Here is a 17,719-nt window from a genome sequence, read left to right on the forward strand (position 1 = left end):
TCACTATGATTTGCTCTATAGGCAAAATCAGCTATTTTTCAGTCGTTGCAATTCTTTTATATTTTTAAATTTTTTCTAACATTATCATGATACTGCTCATATAAAATACTAGACAATTTCTTGCTATCGATATCTCGAGCATACAATATTAGTCATTAATAGCGAATATTTCCTGCTGGGAGACTAGCGACTATTTCGAACTGCTCTAGAAAAACTACCGTCGTCTGTGTAGTTAATGGTCGGTGCAAAAAAACCAGTCTTAAAGTCGACATTCCATGCCTTATATTTGTAGCCTATAGGTTTCCATGGGGATAATGAACTTGACCAATATTTACCATTAGATGGGGTATTGGGAAAAATATGAGTATCTAATGTAGGGCTAGTTGAATCATCAGCACAGTTAGCCGGAGCTTTTTGCCCATAAGGTAATTTTTTCATTTCAAGTTCATGATCTTGTCCATATTGTCTCCGCTCTTGTTCTGGTAATTGTATTTGTCCTATTTTTCTCCAGCCAGTACTACATTTACGAATTGTTATTAATTCTTTTATTTGGGGAACACGCCAGTTATTTTTACCCTCAAATCCACCATTTTTATTCATTTGATTAAGATAATCTTGTGCATCTTCCCAGTTTTTAAATTCCAAAGGATCACCCTTACAAGTTGAGCCTGTCCATGATTGCCCAATTGAACAACGCATCCAGATTAGACCTGTGGCAGGGTCACGCCATTGCCCAGATTTGCTTAATTGTTCATCCGTTTCTGCGTAAACACTCATAGCGCTTGTTGACAATATTAGTAGCAAGGATGCTTGAATTAAGCTTTTACGCTGCTCAATACAAAGTTTAAATTGGTTAAAGATATTCATTTTGTCTTAGTGCTTAAGGAATAGTTCTCTTTAATTTACTTTTACTTCCCTCCAAAGTAAATGTAGAAAAGACCGAATATCGTATTATCGTTGCCTTGATATATTTCATAACTACATTGATGAATATCGAGCAATGGTAAAGCAGCTGATATATCTGTTTAAACTAGGCTTTTTATCACCTAGTTATAAGTTGAATCGATCTAATCGGTACGGATATCTAAATATTCAATATAACCAGTACCTTCAACTGCACGACCCTTGAATGTACCTTTATATTTATAGCTCCCTGCATAACCTCCCGCCATACCATATTGAAAATCAGCATTTGTTCGACCATCAATATGGATTAACGGGTTTCCATTATCATCATTCACGCTCCATGAGAAGTTACGAGCTAAACGCATTGATAAACCATTCGGGGTTATAACGCGCTGATCTTCAAATGTATGGACATTAAAATTAAATCCATTTGAATGAATACTGCCATGATCATCTGTAGAACGAATATATACTCGACGTTGCAATACCAGATTTAATGGACCAAGGATTTCTACAAGTAGGACTTGAGTTTTCTCATCGATATTTAAAATATGATAAGTAAAATAATTGATATATAAATTTACATCTACTGCACGAGCATATTCATAAGTACACAGTCCTTGAACTGTGGTTTTCTTACCTTGATATTCAAGAAATCCTTCATATTTACATAATAATGCCCAGTGATCATATAAACCCAATGACATTTGTACAAATTGGGCAATTTTATCAGTCGCATGAATCTTTAAATCAAAATTGAAATCATGACCTTCACGCTGCGCATGAAAATTTGGATATGTACCTTCAAGTAACACGTCATGACCAAAACTTAAAGATGAACCATTGCTTTCCAATACACAGTCATTTTCTACACTATAGCCATTAAAATGTTCTTTTGTACCTACTGCGGTACCGATTAATACGTTTGCAGTATCAAGCGCAGTAGTTTGGATTAAATGTTGATTCCGAAAAATTTTTACACGAGGTTGGCCAACCACAATTAATAGATTCAAAAAATTAAATGGAGCTTCAAGATTCGGAATCATAACCCCATAATGAACGCAAGAATACTTTCCTTTTGGTGTATGCGTTGGCGTATTCACATCAAAAGGTCTTCCGTTGATTGTCTCTGAACGATCGATAAAATGATGTAAAAACTTTGGTGCAACAATGTGTTTGGGCAATAATCGTTTCATCAAAATGATCCTTAATACTTTATTTGTTAAAATTTACAGTTCTAATGAGATGCCCTGACGAGTACTTTTTATATCCAATGCACTCTTAGAGGTAATTTTAAGATATGATTTTGCAAATATTTTCTGTGATGTCTTGTTTAGGATTATTTCAAAATTTTGAGGTAGTTTTATTCCTAAGGGATTGCTTTCTTTAATCGAAAGCTCAGTAAAAACACGTGTTCCCATAATATAATCAAACCATGGCCGTGTAACACACCAATTGGCATTTTGATTACTTGCCATATGATGATCATAGTGCCAAGGGATTCGTTTACGCGCATATTCAGGGTCTAGATGAGATTTTGCATGTACTCGCCAATAATTCCAAATCCCATAATATAAGCCGGCAGTAAAAAATGGTGCAATGGGTAAAAATACAGTTGAAACCGCGGCTAAACCTAACAATGCGGTTTTTTCATTATAAATTTCTGCATTTTTAAACATAGATTCACGATATCCTTCATCATGAAACAGATCTGTTCTGGCACGTTTATGATGTGCTATATGTGTGAAGAAAGGGCTATTACGGTGTTTACTTGGAAACTCATGCAACCATACCTTATGTGCATACCATTCAAATCCATTCGCAACTAAAAGGCCAATTGGAAAACCTAACATCTCTGATCCTTTTCAATTAAGAAATAACCATCAGTGTAGAAAAGAACAGCTCATTTTTTTTGACCGAAAAGCTAACTCGTTAAATGTCATTAGAATCAAGTTATAGCTAAAAACTTATTTTTGCTTGCGCTGGCGATAATGGGATGGCGTTTCATTTGTCCAGCGTTTAAAGGCACGTGAAAAGGCGGAAGGCTCAGAAAAACCAAGTAAATATACAACTTGATCTATGCTTATATTGGGATTCATCAACAGCTTTTTTGCCATTTTTTCACGATAAGTTGCCAAAACTTTTTCAAAAGTCGTGTTAACTTCTTTAAGATCTGCACGAAGTTTTCGGGGCTGTAGCCCTAAATGTTGAGCAATTAATTTTAAATCTAATTGCCCTGATTCTAATAAACCGGAGCTGAGTAAGTTTTCTATATCATTAATCAAATAATATTTATCGACAACTTTTAGCTGCTGTTTAGCTACATGCTCATGTATTTTTAATAGCATTGGTTCAGCCGATGCTGAAGCTAAACTCAATATTTCCGCATCAAAAATTATACAGCCGTACTGCATACCTAAACGAGTCGGGCATTTCCAGATACGTTGATATTCATCTAAACTCGCGCCTTCTTGGTAAGGCAACCATATTTCTTTGGGATAAAAATGATTGTTACTGATATAGTTTAAAAAATTAAGCATAACGCTTATGGCACATTCTAGATAATGACGAACTGGGTGCTGAAGATTCGTGATCATTGCATTTTGATTTTCAATGTGTAAATGAGCCACAAAAGCATCGGTAAAAATTTTCTGATAACGCAACGCTCTTTGTAAGCCGTCCCCAAATGTAGGACTACTCATAAAAATGTATTCTAATATTTCGCCTCTAAAAATCGGGAAATGTTCACCTACATGAAGTCCGATATCCTGATCAGCACTGATTTCTTCAGCTATTTCCCAAAAACGTTGTTGGGTCGAATTATCTCGCCGAATGGTTTTGTCAGGTGGTTGTTCAGATAATCTTATTTGTGAAAATATCCGATTTGCGTCCAAATTCATTTTATTTAGAGTGTGATATGTTAACCAGAGGAAAACACCAGAATCACTAGATTTGCTTTGATCCATAAATCAAAAATACCGATTTCAACAGATACAATTTATAGTCGTAGATCAGGCTACAAACGTATAAAAGTCATCAAAATTTAAGCTTGTTTTATCATCTTAGAGAAAGCCATTTGACTGTTCAATGTCATTGCGTGCTAATTTTAATTATTGTTCTACAATCTAATTTAGCTATTCAGCAAATACGCCTAACAACCTTTTTTAAAAGTCTTTTATTTATGAGCAGCCTTTTCAACTAGTCGCTTAAAACTAGGGCATTGCAAATGCGATGGTGCAGGGCAGTCACCTACGTGGCGAAGTATGTCACGGAGTGCGATCAATTTATGAATTTGAAGATCAATCTCATCAGCTTTTTGGTGAATAACACTTGGGGAAAGATCAAGTGCACCACGACTATCGAACATTGCTGCGATTTCTTTAAGTGAAAAGCCTGCTGATTTTCCCATTGAAATCAAAGTGAGTCGTAACAGAACTTCAGAAGAGAATTGTCTACGTAATCCATGCCGAGAAATTGAGAAAATCAAACCGATTTCTTCGTAATAGCGTAGTGCTGAAGGTTTAATTCCACTTTTTGCTGAAACTTCACCAATATCAAGAAATTTCATACTTGACCTCAAGTCAACTTGAATTAGTAGTATGTGCTTAAACACCACTGCTGACAAGAGCGCAACATGACAGAGCAGACAGAATCATTAACATTGACAAACAAGACCCAAACTGGAATCACTATCACTTTGGGGTTATCCATGCTATTGGCATCGCTGGGAACAAGTATTGCTAATATCGCATTACCCACACTAGCTGAGGTCTTTTTACTGCCATTTATTCAAGTACAGGCTGTTGTAATTGGATATCTGATCTCGTTGACGATCACGGTTGTGATTGCTGGACGCTTAGGTGATCGATATGGATGTAAGTCTATGCTGATCGTTGGACTGATTATATTCAGTTTGGCTTCACTGCTATGTAGTGTTGCACCCAGCTTATGGATATTGGTTGTTGCACGATCATTTCAAGGAATAGGTGCGGCATTCTTAATGACACTTGCAATGGCACTTACACGTCAGACCGTCAGTAAATCACAGTTGGGAAGAGCAATGGGAATGCTTGGAACAATATCTGCTTTAGGTACAGCACTTGGACCAGTGTTGGGCGGGTTTCTGCTTGTCGTGAGCGGTTGGCAAAGCATTTTTGGATTACAGTTTATACTTGCGGGTATCGCGATTATTCTGGCTAGGGTACTGCTGCCTAATGATTACATTAAAAAAGAAATTCCTGCACTAACTTCTTTGCAAACAGACCAGAACATAACACCAAACCTCATGGTTAATTTGTTGGTTGCTGCTTTTATGATGACCACACTTGTCATTGGACCTTTTTATCTCAGTCTTGGTCTAAACTTGGATCAAATACAAGTGGGTTTGATTATGGGGATTGGGCCAGTGGTTGCTATCTTAAGTGGGATTCCATCGGGTCGACTTGTCGACCGTTGGGGCGGTCGCTATATCGTCACTATAGGATTGATTTTTCTGATTATCGGTAGCTCGATGCTCGCTATCTTACCGAAATTGATGGGTATAAGTGGCTATATTATGCCGATCATTATTTTGACTTCGGGTTATCAGTTGTTTCAGGCCGCCAACAATACCATGACCTTGGCGGATGTTCCCAAAGCTCGACAAGGGGTGGTATCAGGACTTCTTAACTTATCTCGTAATATGGGCTTAATTATCGGGGCTTCAGTGATGGGAGCTATTTTTTCATTTGGTGTCGGCACAAATCAGCTCATTCAGGCAACGGCTTTAGCAATCATTGATGGGATGCAACTTACCTTTATCTGTGCTGGAGCATTGATGGTTGTGGGCTTACTCATCAGTTGTGTCTCATTTCGTAGATAATATTGATCAGAAGGGCTTGTAGTGCAATCTTATAAAATGAGCTAGATTCAACAAGCCCTCAAAAAGAGGGCTTTTATGTTTTTATTTTTGTTTGGTTTCAATTAAATCACTTAAATCATACCCTAAGCTTTTAGCATAATTTAAATATTCTTCAGTCGTGGCTGGATCAAGCTGTTGAGATCGACTGAGTAACCATAAATATTTCTTATTGGGTGTACCGATCAATGCAACTTGATAGTTTTCATCCAGCTTTAAAATCCAATAATCACCACGCCCTACAGGTAACCAACGAAGTGCTTTTGGTAAAAAACTCACTTTTAATTTAGAGTTTGTAGGCGCGTTTTGTACAGATGCTTCGCCAATCGATTGTTGAAGCTTGCCATTTTTATCGTAACAACGATTATCCACTTTGATTGAGCCATTTTCATTTAAGGAATAATCAGCAGTAACGTTATAATCGCATTTCTTTTGAAAATACATTGGCTTGCGTGCAATTTCATGCCAAGTACCCAGATACCTCTTTAAATCTACGTTTTTAACGGTTTGAATCTTTTCGTTTCCTGCATAAGCAAATGCCGCAACACTCAGTAATGCTATTCCACCGACGAGCGTTAATATTTTAAACTTGTTGTTCATGACATAGCCCTATATTTAAGTATTTAATATATATATTCATTATGTCGCGCCCGATGCGGGGATATTGTAATTTTGCTTACAAGTCATGTAGTTTTTTCATGTAAAAATCTCTTCTAAGCAGTCCAAGCTGTCTTTTTCTTGCGATAATTTCATCATGTTGGTAGGGCAGAATTTCAACCAATTGATCAACAGTTAAATGGTTGTTTTCAATGAGAAAGCAATCTTGATCTGTTGACCAAGCAGAGGATAACAATTGTTTTCTGTTTGGCTTATTTCTAGGGGACATGGATTAAATTCTTTACACCTTGATGGCTGATAATCAATAAAACTGCGAGTGATTGAATTTTAACGCTCTGCACTTTGAGTGAATCAGATTCGAACTGTTTATATCAAATTTTGATTTTGTTACTTAATCAAGATTTTAATACGTACTTTAGCAAAACTCAAATTTTAATTGTTATCGACAAATTGAGCGGGGGATAAAAATAGTTTATGCTCAGTTTAATCTAAGAACAATGAAGCAGATTTATGAAAAAAATAACAATGGTAATGTTGCTGATGCTTACAGGCTGTATTACACCAAATCCACATAGTTTGGTATTGATGCAGCAAGAAAAACAAATTGAAGTCATGCATGAGCAATTGGATAATGAAAATACCAGTAATGAGGTAAATAGAGCATTATTATGTGGTGAATATGAGCGTGTCTATAAAAAAGATTACCTGCCTGCTTTAATGAAATTAGACAAATCTATGGGACAAGAACAACCTGAACAGTATTATTTAGATGAATTAAATAACACCATTACTCAATATTTAGAACTGAAAAAAATAACCTGTTAAGGCTTTTTAGTTGGTTCAGTATTTATGCTGAGTTTCTTCCATTTTCTGATTTGAACTCTAAAATTGGTAAAAGGGGCGACAGTGTTGATATGAATCCATTTATACAGTGGCCAGTTGGCAGGTGTGGTTGCCCATTTACGTTGATTTATTTTAAATAGTTCTTCATCTGTTAGATTTTCAATCCAGTCTGTGACTGCTTTGACTCGTTTAGACAATAACTGAGTATTTTCTTTTAATGAATACTGGGCATAAGTTTGATAAAAATTTTGATATAGACTTGCTAAGTTATTCCATTTATAGCCTTCTTTTGGCATTGAAACGGGGAAACCTGCAAGTTCTTTACTTTCCCATTCTAATAATAAATTTACCCATCCCAATTGATAGGCTAAGTTTTGGGCAGGGGTTTTATCTACAGCCGCAACTTTATGATCTTTTAAGTCTTCGGATATTTCTTCAAATTCTGTTAAATATTGCTTTAATGAATTATTGATTGCAACAATCAGTTCCTGTTTAGATTGGTAGGTTTTCATCTATTCAATATTCCCAAAATAAATACAATACTGTTTATATTTAATGCATGTTTAGATCTAATTTATTTTAACGATGACAATGATGGAGCAACTCATTACCGTAGTGAATATACAGTAATGAGTCTGAAATTTATGCCAATAGAAAATCAGTCATTCCAGAAGGCTTGTCTATTGTTTATATTCCGCAGCGATTATTCAAAATTATTTAGTAGCAGCTTGCTCATCGCCTTGTGCACTTCTAAACAACTTCCATTCATCAACCACTGTTCCATTTGGAAGCTTACAATATCCTACTTCATTTCCTAAAGCATCTTTTTTAATCTGAGATTCTCCTCCCATTTTTTGACAATACACACTTGCAGGATTGGCCATGCCAAGTGGTTTAGCATTCTGATTATTTACTTCAGGAGTAGAGCAGGCAGAAAGAAGTGTTGTCATGAGCACAGATGCGCCAATATATATTTTATTCATTGCAAACAAAGTCTTGGTTTTAAAGTATGCAGTATAAATAAATCAGCAAGCTTTAATGTATCTACTCTGTATAATCCTGTAGCTCAAAAATAATGATCAGGTACGACTTAGTATAAAATATTAAGTATGATTAAATAATATTGTGTAAGAATAAAGAATATCTTTTTAATGTAAGCGGTATAGTCAGTTAAATATAGGCAATGCAGTATTGATATTATATTTCGAGTAACGCCGTATTTATGGGTGAAGAATAAATAAGGTATAAAAAGCACGAAACAGAAAAGTCTATTTCATGCTGATATAGATAAACAGATTATACATTTAAGTGTTTAATAAAATGCTCTAAAACCAGTGGTGATTTTAATTCCAGATTTGCTGCATATTTTTCATTTCCGGCTCGTAAATGGGGAATATTTAAGCCAGCTTTGCGTAATTCACAAGTATGTCCAATCAGCCATTTTTCCATATCATCTGCCGCAACTTCGACATGGAATTGTAACGCCAAGATATTTTGCCCGACTCTAAACGCCTGATTTGTATAAATTGCTGAACTGGCAAGTAATTCAGCCTGTACAGGCAAGTCAAAGGTATCACCATGCCAATGTAAAACTTCGGTATTAACGAGTGGCAATAACGGATTATTTTGAGCCAGATTTAGCTTCAATTGACTCCAGCCAATTTCTTTTTGGTGGCCTGTATAAACCTTTGCGCCTAAAGCATGTGCAATCAATTGTGCACCTAAGCAAATGCCAATCGTTGGTAAATTCTTGGCTAAACGTTGTTTAAGATAAGCAATTTCATCATTTAAAAAGGGATAATCTTCAGTTTCATAAACACCAATTGGGCCACCTAGAATGATAACTAGACCTTCAAATTCAAATGCTTGCTTTAAATCATCCATACCTGCTTCAAAATAACGTATGCGATAGCCCAAATCATAAAAAGTGTCTTCAAGAATACCTAAATCTTCAAATGCTAAATGTTGAATGGCATAGATTGTCTTCGGCAAAGCGTGTGTGGAGGAAGTCATGGTTTTATAATGATTTAACGAGAATATTGCTAATTTATACTAGATTGTATTGGGTTGAAAACTAAATTTATGCTGTGATTTGCAACATAGAATAAATACAGTGTTTGCTTGATTCCAAAATGGTCAATTTAACCGAATCATCAGAGATACTTCGCGCTATGAGTATAGCGCCGACCAGTTGACACAAAACGCCCCAGGCTTTTTCTTCACTTCCGAGACGTTGAGCAAATAGGGCATGACCGCGCTGTAATTCTTGTTGATAGCGTTGTTTAATCTCCTGATCAGCGCGCGCAACTTCAGTGGCGAGGGTTGGCAATACACAACCATAATCTGGATGTTCAACATGCGAGAGGGTTAAGTAACGATTGAGTTCAAATTCAATCCATAACTCAGCCTGATCATGAGGGTTGTTTTGCCACATCTGAATGCTATTTTTGAGTTCGTTTTCAACCAATGCTTTAAACAAATCCTGCTTGGAAGAAAAATGTGAATAGAATGCACCACTGGTCACGCCAGCAGCTTTCATAAAGCCATCTACACCGGTTGCAGCAAAACCATCTTTTTTGGCAAGCTGTCCACTGATTTTTAACAGCTCTTTTCTTTTTTCTTCTTTATAGCCAGATTTGTATCGCATATTTTCCTCGATCACATTTTTTCTTGACGCTCTAGTTAAACTATAACATAGTAATCGTTATAATAACGATCGTTATGCAAAAAGGGAAGCATGATATGCAAGATGAAATAACAACATCAAATCAGAAAGTTGCATTGATTATTGGAGCAGGTGATGCAACAGGTGGCGCAATTGCGAAACGTTTTGCCAAAGGGGGATATATTAGTTGTATGACCCGTCGCAATGCTGACAAGTTACAACCACTGATTGATGAAATTGAACAGGCAGGCGGGACAGCATATGGTTTTGCATCAGATGCTCGAAAAGAACAGCAAGTTATACAATTGATCGAAGAAATTGAAAGCAACATTGGCGAAATAGAGGTACTGGTTTTTAATATCGGTGCCAATGTTCCATGTAGCATACTTGAAGAAACCGCGCGTAAATATTTTAAAATATGGGAAATGGCGTGTTTCTCCGCCTTTTTAACTGGTCGTGAAGTGGCGAAACGAATGGTAAGCCGACAACGCGGGACATTGATCTTTACTGGTGCGACTGCTGGTCTACGTGGTGCTGCTTATTTTTCAGCATTTGCAGGGGCAAAGCATGCACTTAGAGCTTTGGCACAGAGTATGGCGCGTGAACTTGGTCCACAGAATATTCATGTGGCTCATGTGGTAGTTGATGGTGCAATTGATACAGATTTTATTAAAAATAGTTTTCCTGATCTTTATGAGAAAAAAGACCAAGATGGTATTTTAAATCCTGAACATATTGCTGAAAATTATTGGCATCTTGCCCAGCAACCACGTGATGCATGGACACATGAGCTAGATTTACGTCCTTGGATGGAAAAATGGTAAGTCACTTTATATTAGTAAGTTAATTAATGGTTGCGAGTTGCTATAAGTCATGTTGTATAAGCAGGTGGCTTTATCTTTGTATAGCGAGAGTACGTCTGGATGATTTAAGTTTCTTATAGAATCATTTTTACAGTAGTACGATAAAAACATGATCAGTACAGTTAAGGAATAACACTGAATGAAACAGGTAGAATTTTATTTTGATTTGGGTAGTCCATATAGTTATTTAGGCTTTTATCAGATTCAAAAAATTGCAAAACAAAATCAAGTGCAAGTGATTTGGAAGCCGGTCTTGCTTGGTGGTATTTTTAAAGCCACAGGGAACAGTAGTCCAATGGCTGTGCCAGCAAAAGCCAGCTATTCGATGATTGATATGGGGCGCTGGTCAAAACTCTGGAATATTCCAATACAAATGAATCCCTATTTTCCTATTAATACTTTAAATCTGATGCGGGTGATTACAGCGGTTCAGCTTTATCAAGCTGAAAAATTCTTAACAGTGTTAAACGCTTTATTTGATGCAATGTTTGGACATCCACGTAATTTAAATGATATCAATGAACTTATTAGCTTATTTCAATCATTGGGTTTTAGTACAGAGCAGGTTCAAACTTGGCTTTCAGATGAACAAGTTAAAGCCCAACTAAAAAATACCACAGAAGAAGCCATTGGGCGTGGTGTTTTTGGTGCACCGACATGGTTTATTGGCGATGAAATGTTTTGGGGCGTTGATCATCTTCATTTTGTTGAGATGGGGTTGGCTAAATCTTGATCAATACGCTTTTAAATTCTGATTCTATGATTTAGATACTAGCATGAGAGAATAGCTGTGCTGCAGCTAGCCATGCAGCACAGCTATTCTACAGAAAGCCAAACTACATCGAATCATCAAAATATTTGATGAAGAAACGCTAATCGTAAATATAGAGGATTAAACATAATAATGCTGTAATAGCGCAAGGATCAGTGCCAAAGTAAATACGGATAAAAGTGTTTGCATGCTGATGCTTGCCGCCATTAATTGATGATCGCCGTTTAATAGTTTGGTTAAGATATATGCGGAAGATGCGGTTGGGATAGAAAAGAAAATCATGATAGCAATCACCGCAGCATGACTTAGCTCAAAAAACTGCAAGCAGATAAAGGCAATAAGCGGGATCAGCAATAATCTGAGTAGGCTAATAAGCAAAGACTTTTTCAGATAAACTTTGAGGGTCGAAAACTGAATTGCTGTTCCTACACATAATAAGCCCAACATCAGACTACTACTTGAAAAAGCATTTAACAGATTTGCAAAGCCAGACCAAATAGGAATGTTTAAAACATTAAATGTAATTCCCAATATACAAGAACTGATCAGTGGGTTTTTGATTAAAGACCAGAAAATATTTTTAATGTTCAGTTGATCTTTATCTGTCAGAGAAAGGATCGAAATAACATTAACCAAGGGAATTGCTATAGCAAGGATATTTACCAAGATACTTTTGATTTCAGCATTATTGAGTGTCGTGGCAATCGAGAGTCCGAGATAGGTATTAAAACGAATCAAGCTTTGAACATATACACCGATTTGGGCAATAGGTGTGCGGTTTAACTTTGCAAACAGATAAACGCCAGCAATGATCATGGCCATAATTAAAAAAATGACCGTAAGAATGCTGTTGAGATGCCCCATATTCATATCTGCATTTGCAAGAGAACTAAACAATAAGGCTGGAAATAAAATATAGTAATTGAGCTTTTCTGCGCCATTCCAGAATTTTTCATCAAGTATACGTGACTGGAACAGATAAAAACCTAAACCAATCAGGGCGATGGATGGGAAAAGAATAGTAATCATTTGTAGCATGATGAACGCTCTATGCAGAACCTAATTCGGCCAAGTCCCACCCACTGATTATTTCATCTGTAAGCTAAACCCAAGTAAACTTTAATCAAGAATATGACTTATGCCTATTCATGGTAAAATGAGTCTTTACTCATGGATAGAGTGGCGATGACATTTACTCAACTGACTATTTTTGCCATGTTGGCTGAACAAAAAAGCTTTACTGTCACAGCGCAGCGTTTGCAAATTTCTCAATCTGCGATTTCTCATGCAATTAAAGGCTTAGAACAAGATTGGTCAGTCACATTGTTTTATCGTAATCATAATGAAGTTGAGCTAACTGAATCAGGTATACGGCTTTTAGTGCATGTGAAAGAAATTTTGAATATTTCTAATGTGCTAAAACAAGAAATCTCCGATATACAAGGATTTCATTCTGGCACTTTAAGAATTGGTTCTTTTGGTGCTTCATCTTCTAATGTATTGATTCCCTTAATTCTAGAAAAATTTAGTTTAAAATATCCAAATATTGAAGTGTTTATTAAAGAAGGAACGGACAAAGATATTGCTCAATGGATTCATGACCGTACTATTGATGTTGGATTTGTGGTTTTACCTGAAGAACGTTTTGATACTTTTCCTGTGATTGAGGATATTTTTGTAGCACTTATTCCCAAATCCTATGCACGATCACAACAAAGTGCAGTTCGATTGGATGAATTGGTAGAACATCCTTTTTTAATGACCTCAGCAGGCAGTCAAAACCATGTGACAGAGATGTTTAGAAAAGCCAATCTGAGTCCAAAAATTAAATGTTATTTTTCTCAAATTTTGACCATTATTAATATGGTGAACAATGGTGCTGGTGTTTCAATTGTCGCAGATATGGCCTTGAATAAAGAGTTGATGACGCTGTTTCCCAATGTTCAAAAATTACCTTTATCACCCAATATCAAGCGGTCTATTAGTCTGGCAGTGAAGAATAAAAAACAGATGAGTCCAATTACACAGGCATTTATTGATATTGCACAAATGGTTTAGCATTTTATCGTGAGCCTTTCGTAAAAGAACAAAAGAAGAGTATAAGCACAGAGAATGAATGATTTGATTTATAAACTCATAGAACGTCCTAAAATAGCATTTATACTATGTGGCTGTGTTGCTAACCTATCCTTATGGGCAATCGGCCATATCAAAAGCTTTAGCATTTTATGGGTACTCAGCTTTTTCGTTTTTACCGCATTTTCTGCATTGGCTTTGTCTGTATATTTGATGGAAATTGTTGAGAAAAAGCCAAGATACAAAATCTACTTTCAACTGTTGTTTTACACACTTTTGATCATTTTATATTTAGCATTGAATACTTATAAATCTGTTTTAGATCAGAAATTTTTTCCACGAAGTTTAGTGATGTTTGTGGTTGTGTTTTTCACAATGTTATTGATGGTGAATTTAAGAGTTGTGGTTGGATATAGTTTCGAAAATATTAAAATGCTATGGGAAAGGCGTAAGTAATTTTGCTGCTGATCTTAATATATCTGATTTGAACGTATTGGTTTATGCAACTCAACAAACAATACTAAACAGGCAATAAAGGAATGTGTTGATGGATTTAGAAACATTACAACGGCAAATCTGCAAAAAATATCAGTCAAAATATATCGAATTTAATCTGTCGGATAGGGTTGCAATTGCATTACAGAGTCTAGGTCAACAACCGATTTATGCAGTTCGAGTTGCGCTTAAAAAACCAGACAATGTTTCTTGGTTTATTCACTGTGGAGAATATTCTTCCGCTGATGATTTTTATCAACCGCTGCATGCCTCGCATTTACAGCAATATTTACCTGAAATTTTACCTTATTTGGCGCTTGAGCACGGTTATCATGTCATTATTGATGAGCATGGCTATGAAGATGTTTGGATGAATCCAACAACCGACTAAATTTAGCGAATCATCGCAATCTGTATAAAATAATGAATGAATTGATAGTGATAAGAATTAAAAAGCATCTTCATCATGACCAAAAAAAGCGAACCGAAGTTCGCTTTTTAAAAGTGTAAATCAACTATAGAACTTAGAAGAAGCCCATTGCTTTGGTTGAATAGCTAACCAATAAATTCTTGGTTTGTTGATAATGATCAAGCATCATCTTGTGGTTTTCACGGCCAATGCCTGATTTCTTATAACCACCGAATGCAGCATGTGCAGGGTAGATATGGTAGCAGTTGGTCCATACACGACCAGCTTCAATCGCACGACCCGCACGATAAGAGGTATGCGCAGAACGCGACCATACACCAGCGCCTAAGCCATACATCGTATCATTGGCAATTCGGATTGCATCGTCATAATCTTTAAATGTTGCGACAGAGAGCACTGGTCCAAAAATTTCTTCTTGGAAAATCTTCATACTGTTGTCGCCTTTGAAAATGGTAGGTTCAATATAGAAACCTTGACCGACTTCCTGACGATCGCCGCCACCTGTAAGCAATTGAGCGCCTTCAGCACGACCTGTTGCGATACAACCCAAGATTTTGTCTTGTTGCTCTTGAGATGCCTGAGCACCAATCATGGTCTCTGTATCTAGAGGATGTCCAGTTTTGATGCGTTTTACACGTTCAACTGCCATTTCTAGGAATTTATCTGCAATACTTTCTTGAACCAAGGCACGTGATGGGCAAGTACATACTTCACCTTGGTTTAAAGCGAACATGGCAAAGCCTTCAAGCGCCTTGTCTAAATAATCATCATCTTTATCCATGACATCTTCAAAGAAGATGTTTGGTGATTTACCACCAAGCTCAAGTGTCACAGGAATAATATTTTCAGTTGCATATTGCATGATCATTTGACCAACAGCAGTTGAACCTGTAAAAGCAATTTTAGCAATACGTGGATTGGTTGCCAGTGGGCGACCCACTTCAACGCCGTAACCATTGACAATATTTAAAACGCCTGGCGGTAAAATATCTTGAATGAGTTCAGCAACAACTAAAATACTTGATGGTGTTTGTTCAGCAGGTTTAAGTACAATACAGTTACCCGCTGCAAGTGCTGGTGCAAGTTTCCATGCTGCCATAAGAATAGGGAAGTTCCATGGAATGATCTGACCAACCACACCTAAAGGCTCATGGAAGTGGTAAGCAATGGTATCTTCATCAATTTCTGAGATACCACCTTCTTGTGCACGTAAACAACCTGCAAAATAACGGAAATGGTCAATTGCTAAAGGAATATCGGCTGCCAATGTTTCACGAATTGGCTTACCGTTTTCCCATGTTTCTGCAACCGCTAGTAATTCTAAATTTTCTTCTAAACGATCTGCAATTTTCAGCAGTACATTTGAACGTGTTGTTGGAGATGCTTTGTTCCATGAAGCTTTGGCTTTATGTGCTGCATCTAATGCAAGTTCGATATCTTCCGCAGAAGAACGTGGAATTTTGGTAAAGGCTTTACCATCTACAGGAGAGACATTATCAAAATATTGCCCTTTAACAGGTGCTACCCATTTGCCATCAATAAAGTTTTCATATTGGGCTTTGAACTGTACTTTTGAACCAGGCTGATTTGGATCTACATAACGCATAAGAGTATCCCTTTACTTATATTCATGATCATTCATGATGTGTTTAATATGGCATGTATGAACAATGATTGTTTACATGATGGTTTGAGCATAGAGAGTCAAAGGTAGGGAAAAGGTTGGATGAAATCCAAGACACATTTGCGCTATGCTTTAATCTTTGGCAATATTTTCTTGTTTATTGAAAAATTGCTAAATATTGGAAAAAATTGGTTTTATTCTAACGCTTTGGTATGAGTTGTGTTGACTGAGGTTAAGCTCACTGTGTTAATGTGCTAGAGTAATTTATAAGCAGGTCCGCTGGATAAAAACAACAGAGAAAGGATAGGATATTTTTTAACGAATTACAGAGGAAGTAGCGTATGTTAAGCCAACAAGAGTTATCAAATAAACGGAGTTTAATTGAGCAATTACGCCAAAGCAGTAGTTTGTCTTTAAAACATGCTGATCAACTCGGGCAGAGTATTGCAAGTTCGTGGCAACGTTCCAACTCAGCTGCGATTCCCAAAGATCGTGATGCTGCACCCTTGATGAATGTAAAACAAGAAAGAAAAACACTGTTAGAAAAAGCAATCGAACATTGTCGTGATGAATTAACTCATATCGCAGAACAGTCGGCAATGGTTGCTGCAGTAGGGGATATTGGCAGTACCATTATCTGGTCAGCCGCAAGTGGGCAAATGCGCAATGCCGCAGAACGTGTTCATTTTATTGCTGGTGGGCAATGGCGAGAAGATTTGGTGGGAACCAATGCTTTGGCACTGTCATTAAAAACCCAACAATCCAGTTGTGTGTTTTCTAACGAACATTTTATGTCTTCTGTGCATGACTGGGTTTGTTATGCCTCTCCCATTATAGATCCTTATTCCAAACAAGTTTTAGGGGTGATTGATCTGTCAACCACATGGAATCATCACAATAGTTTGGGATTACTGGCCGCTGAACGCTGTGCCTCAATTATTCAATCGGCATTGCTAGAGTTTCAGCAACAACATTTATTTATCCGGGCTTTTGCTGTGCCACAAGTGTTGTTCAATGGCAAGATCGTGGTACTGACACCACGACAAATTGAAATTTTGACCATTCTTGCGTTGTGCCCACAAGGGATGAATCTGGAAAATTTACATCAAGCACTATATGGCGAACGAAAAGTGAGTGTCGGCACATTAAAAGCTGAAATGTCGCAATTGCGCGATATCTTGGGTGGCATGCTGGGTTCACGGCCTTATCGTTTATTGGCACATGTTGAAGCAGATTTCTTGCAAGCAGAGAATGCTTTAGATGCAGGCTATACCGAATCCGCTTTAAAATTATGCAAAGGTGTATTTTTAGCTAAAACTGAAAGTCCTTTTTTATCTGCATGGCGAGACTGCCTTGAATCACGCCTGAGTGAAGCGATTTTTAAAGCCAATGAAACAGATGCTTTATTAAAACACCTTGCACATTTTCCAGAGGCGATTGATGCCGTTGAACGTTTGATTGAACTTACACCAGTCGGGCATCCTGCTCATCAAATTCTAATGAAATATAAAGATGAACATTGATTTTGCA

21 protein-coding genes are annotated in these 17,719 nt (G+C 36.9%); 8 read left to right on the forward strand and 13 right to left on the reverse strand.

Features of this window, described 5'->3' with window-relative positions:
- Positions 1-183: 183 nt before the first annotated feature.
- The 5 genes from ACQ7EO_RS08940 to ACQ7EO_RS08960 form a co-directional block, all read right to left on the reverse strand.
- On the reverse strand, positions 184-777 hold the full coding sequence (locus ACQ7EO_RS08940) for a DUF1566 domain-containing protein (protein ID WP_434279413.1): 594 nt from the start codon (positions 775-777) through the stop codon (positions 184-186).
- A 290-nt stretch (positions 778-1,067) separates the two neighbouring features.
- Positions 1,068-2,102 (reverse strand): DUF6670 family protein, encoded by a 1,035-nt coding sequence (locus ACQ7EO_RS08945; protein ID WP_434279414.1) that lies wholly within the window; start codon positions 2,100-2,102, stop codon positions 1,068-1,070.
- A gap of 33 nt (positions 2,103-2,135) precedes the next feature.
- Positions 2,136-2,759 carry a sterol desaturase family protein gene (locus ACQ7EO_RS08950; protein ID WP_303577732.1) on the reverse strand — a complete coding sequence of 208 codons (624 nt, stop codon included), beginning with the start codon at positions 2,757-2,759 and terminating at the stop codon, positions 2,136-2,138.
- Positions 2,760-2,873: 114 nt separating this feature from the next.
- The gene (locus tag ACQ7EO_RS08955; protein WP_004822325.1) at positions 2,874-3,872 is read right to left on the reverse strand and encodes an AraC family transcriptional regulator; all 999 of its coding nucleotides are present in this window, start codon (positions 3,870-3,872) and stop codon (positions 2,874-2,876) included.
- Positions 3,873-4,081: 209 nt separating this feature from the next.
- Positions 4,082-4,474, reverse strand: a complete 393-nt coding sequence (locus ACQ7EO_RS08960; protein WP_239045428.1) for a helix-turn-helix domain-containing protein — start codon at positions 4,472-4,474, stop codon at positions 4,082-4,084.
- Positions 4,475-4,540: 66 nt separating this feature from the next.
- Between ACQ7EO_RS08960 and ACQ7EO_RS08965 the strand changes: the two genes are divergently transcribed.
- Positions 4,541-5,767 (forward strand): MFS transporter, encoded by a 1,227-nt coding sequence (locus ACQ7EO_RS08965; RefSeq protein WP_434279415.1) that lies wholly within the window; start codon positions 4,541-4,543, stop codon positions 5,765-5,767.
- Between the two features lie 81 nt (positions 5,768-5,848).
- On the opposite strand, the gene ACQ7EO_RS08970 is transcribed toward ACQ7EO_RS08965, so the two are convergent.
- Entirely contained in the window at positions 5,849-6,403 is a 555-nt protein-coding gene (locus ACQ7EO_RS08970; protein WP_096734383.1) for a lipocalin family protein, read from the reverse strand.
- A gap of 76 nt (positions 6,404-6,479) precedes the next feature.
- Positions 6,480-6,689: an acyl-CoA thioesterase gene (locus ACQ7EO_RS08975; RefSeq protein WP_244012902.1), complete on the reverse strand. Its 210-nt coding sequence runs from the start codon at positions 6,687-6,689 to the stop codon at positions 6,480-6,482.
- A 242-nt stretch (positions 6,690-6,931) separates the two neighbouring features.
- Here ACQ7EO_RS08975 and ACQ7EO_RS08980 point away from each other — a divergent pair, with 242 nt between their 5' ends.
- The gene (locus ACQ7EO_RS08980; RefSeq protein ID WP_434279416.1) at positions 6,932-7,246 is read left to right on the forward strand and encodes a hypothetical protein; all 315 of its coding nucleotides are present in this window, start codon (positions 6,932-6,934) and stop codon (positions 7,244-7,246) included.
- On the opposite strand, the gene ACQ7EO_RS08985 is transcribed toward ACQ7EO_RS08980, so the two are convergent.
- From ACQ7EO_RS08985 to ACQ7EO_RS09000, 4 genes are all read right to left on the reverse strand, one after another.
- Positions 7,243-7,776 (reverse strand): ClbS/DfsB family four-helix bundle protein, encoded by a 534-nt coding sequence (locus ACQ7EO_RS08985; protein ID WP_434279417.1) that lies wholly within the window; start codon positions 7,774-7,776, stop codon positions 7,243-7,245. The two genes, ACQ7EO_RS08980 and ACQ7EO_RS08985, sit on opposite strands and share 4 nt — an antisense overlap.
- Before the next feature lie 201 nt (positions 7,777-7,977).
- Positions 7,978-8,247, reverse strand: a complete 270-nt coding sequence (locus ACQ7EO_RS08990) for a putative hemolysin (RefSeq protein ID WP_034615223.1) — start codon at positions 8,245-8,247, stop codon at positions 7,978-7,980.
- A 313-nt stretch (positions 8,248-8,560) separates the two neighbouring features.
- Positions 8,561-9,277, reverse strand: a complete 717-nt coding sequence (locus tag ACQ7EO_RS08995) for a glutamine amidotransferase (RefSeq protein WP_434279418.1) — start codon at positions 9,275-9,277, stop codon at positions 8,561-8,563.
- A gap of 67 nt (positions 9,278-9,344) precedes the next feature.
- A complete protein-coding gene (locus ACQ7EO_RS09000; protein ID WP_434279419.1) occupies positions 9,345-9,911 on the reverse strand; it encodes a TetR/AcrR family transcriptional regulator in 567 nt (188 codons plus the stop codon).
- Positions 9,912-10,006: 95 nt separating this feature from the next.
- Here ACQ7EO_RS09000 and ACQ7EO_RS09005 point away from each other — a divergent pair, with 95 nt between their 5' ends.
- A complete protein-coding gene (locus ACQ7EO_RS09005; RefSeq protein ID WP_096734377.1) occupies positions 10,007-10,753 on the forward strand; it encodes an SDR family oxidoreductase in 747 nt (248 codons plus the stop codon).
- 178 nt (positions 10,754-10,931) lie between these two features.
- Positions 10,932-11,525, forward strand: a complete 594-nt coding sequence (locus tag ACQ7EO_RS09010; protein ID WP_270386487.1) for a 2-hydroxychromene-2-carboxylate isomerase — start codon at positions 10,932-10,934, stop codon at positions 11,523-11,525.
- A 159-nt stretch (positions 11,526-11,684) separates the two neighbouring features.
- Here ACQ7EO_RS09010 and ACQ7EO_RS09015 read toward each other — a convergent pair whose 3' ends face one another.
- A complete protein-coding gene (locus ACQ7EO_RS09015; protein ID WP_434279420.1) occupies positions 11,685-12,602 on the reverse strand; it encodes an AEC family transporter in 918 nt (305 codons plus the stop codon).
- A gap of 147 nt (positions 12,603-12,749) precedes the next feature.
- On the opposite strand from ACQ7EO_RS09015, the gene ACQ7EO_RS09020 reads away from it, so the two are divergent.
- The 3 genes from ACQ7EO_RS09020 to ACQ7EO_RS09030 all read left to right on the forward strand — a co-directional run bounded on the left by ACQ7EO_RS09020 (position 12,750) and on the right by ACQ7EO_RS09030 (position 14,526).
- Entirely contained in the window at positions 12,750-13,622 is an 873-nt protein-coding gene (locus ACQ7EO_RS09020) for a LysR family transcriptional regulator (RefSeq protein WP_303577746.1), read from the forward strand.
- Between the two features lie 54 nt (positions 13,623-13,676).
- Complete coding sequence (locus ACQ7EO_RS09025; protein ID WP_434279421.1) at positions 13,677-14,096, forward strand: hypothetical protein; 420 nt, start codon at positions 13,677-13,679, stop codon at positions 14,094-14,096.
- 91 nt (positions 14,097-14,187) lie between these two features.
- Complete coding sequence (locus ACQ7EO_RS09030; protein ID WP_034615201.1) at positions 14,188-14,526, forward strand: immunity protein Imm33 domain-containing protein; 339 nt, start codon at positions 14,188-14,190, stop codon at positions 14,524-14,526.
- A 133-nt stretch (positions 14,527-14,659) separates the two neighbouring features.
- Here the strand turns inward: ACQ7EO_RS09030 and exaC are convergent, their stop codons facing one another.
- Positions 14,660-16,171: an acetaldehyde dehydrogenase ExaC gene (exaC, locus tag ACQ7EO_RS09035; RefSeq protein WP_434279422.1), complete on the reverse strand. Its 1,512-nt coding sequence runs from the start codon at positions 16,169-16,171 to the stop codon at positions 14,660-14,662.
- Positions 16,172-16,530: 359 nt separating this feature from the next.
- Between exaC and ACQ7EO_RS09040 the strand changes: the two genes are divergently transcribed.
- Positions 16,531-17,712: a hypothetical protein gene (locus ACQ7EO_RS09040; protein ID WP_004719519.1), complete on the forward strand. Its 1,182-nt coding sequence runs from the start codon at positions 16,531-16,533 to the stop codon at positions 17,710-17,712.
- The last annotated feature ends 7 nt before the right edge of the window (positions 17,713-17,719 follow it).

It is taken from the genome of Acinetobacter sp. CE-15 (assembly GCF_051059255.1).
Lineage (GTDB): Bacteria > Pseudomonadota > Gammaproteobacteria > Pseudomonadales > Moraxellaceae > Acinetobacter > Acinetobacter guillouiae.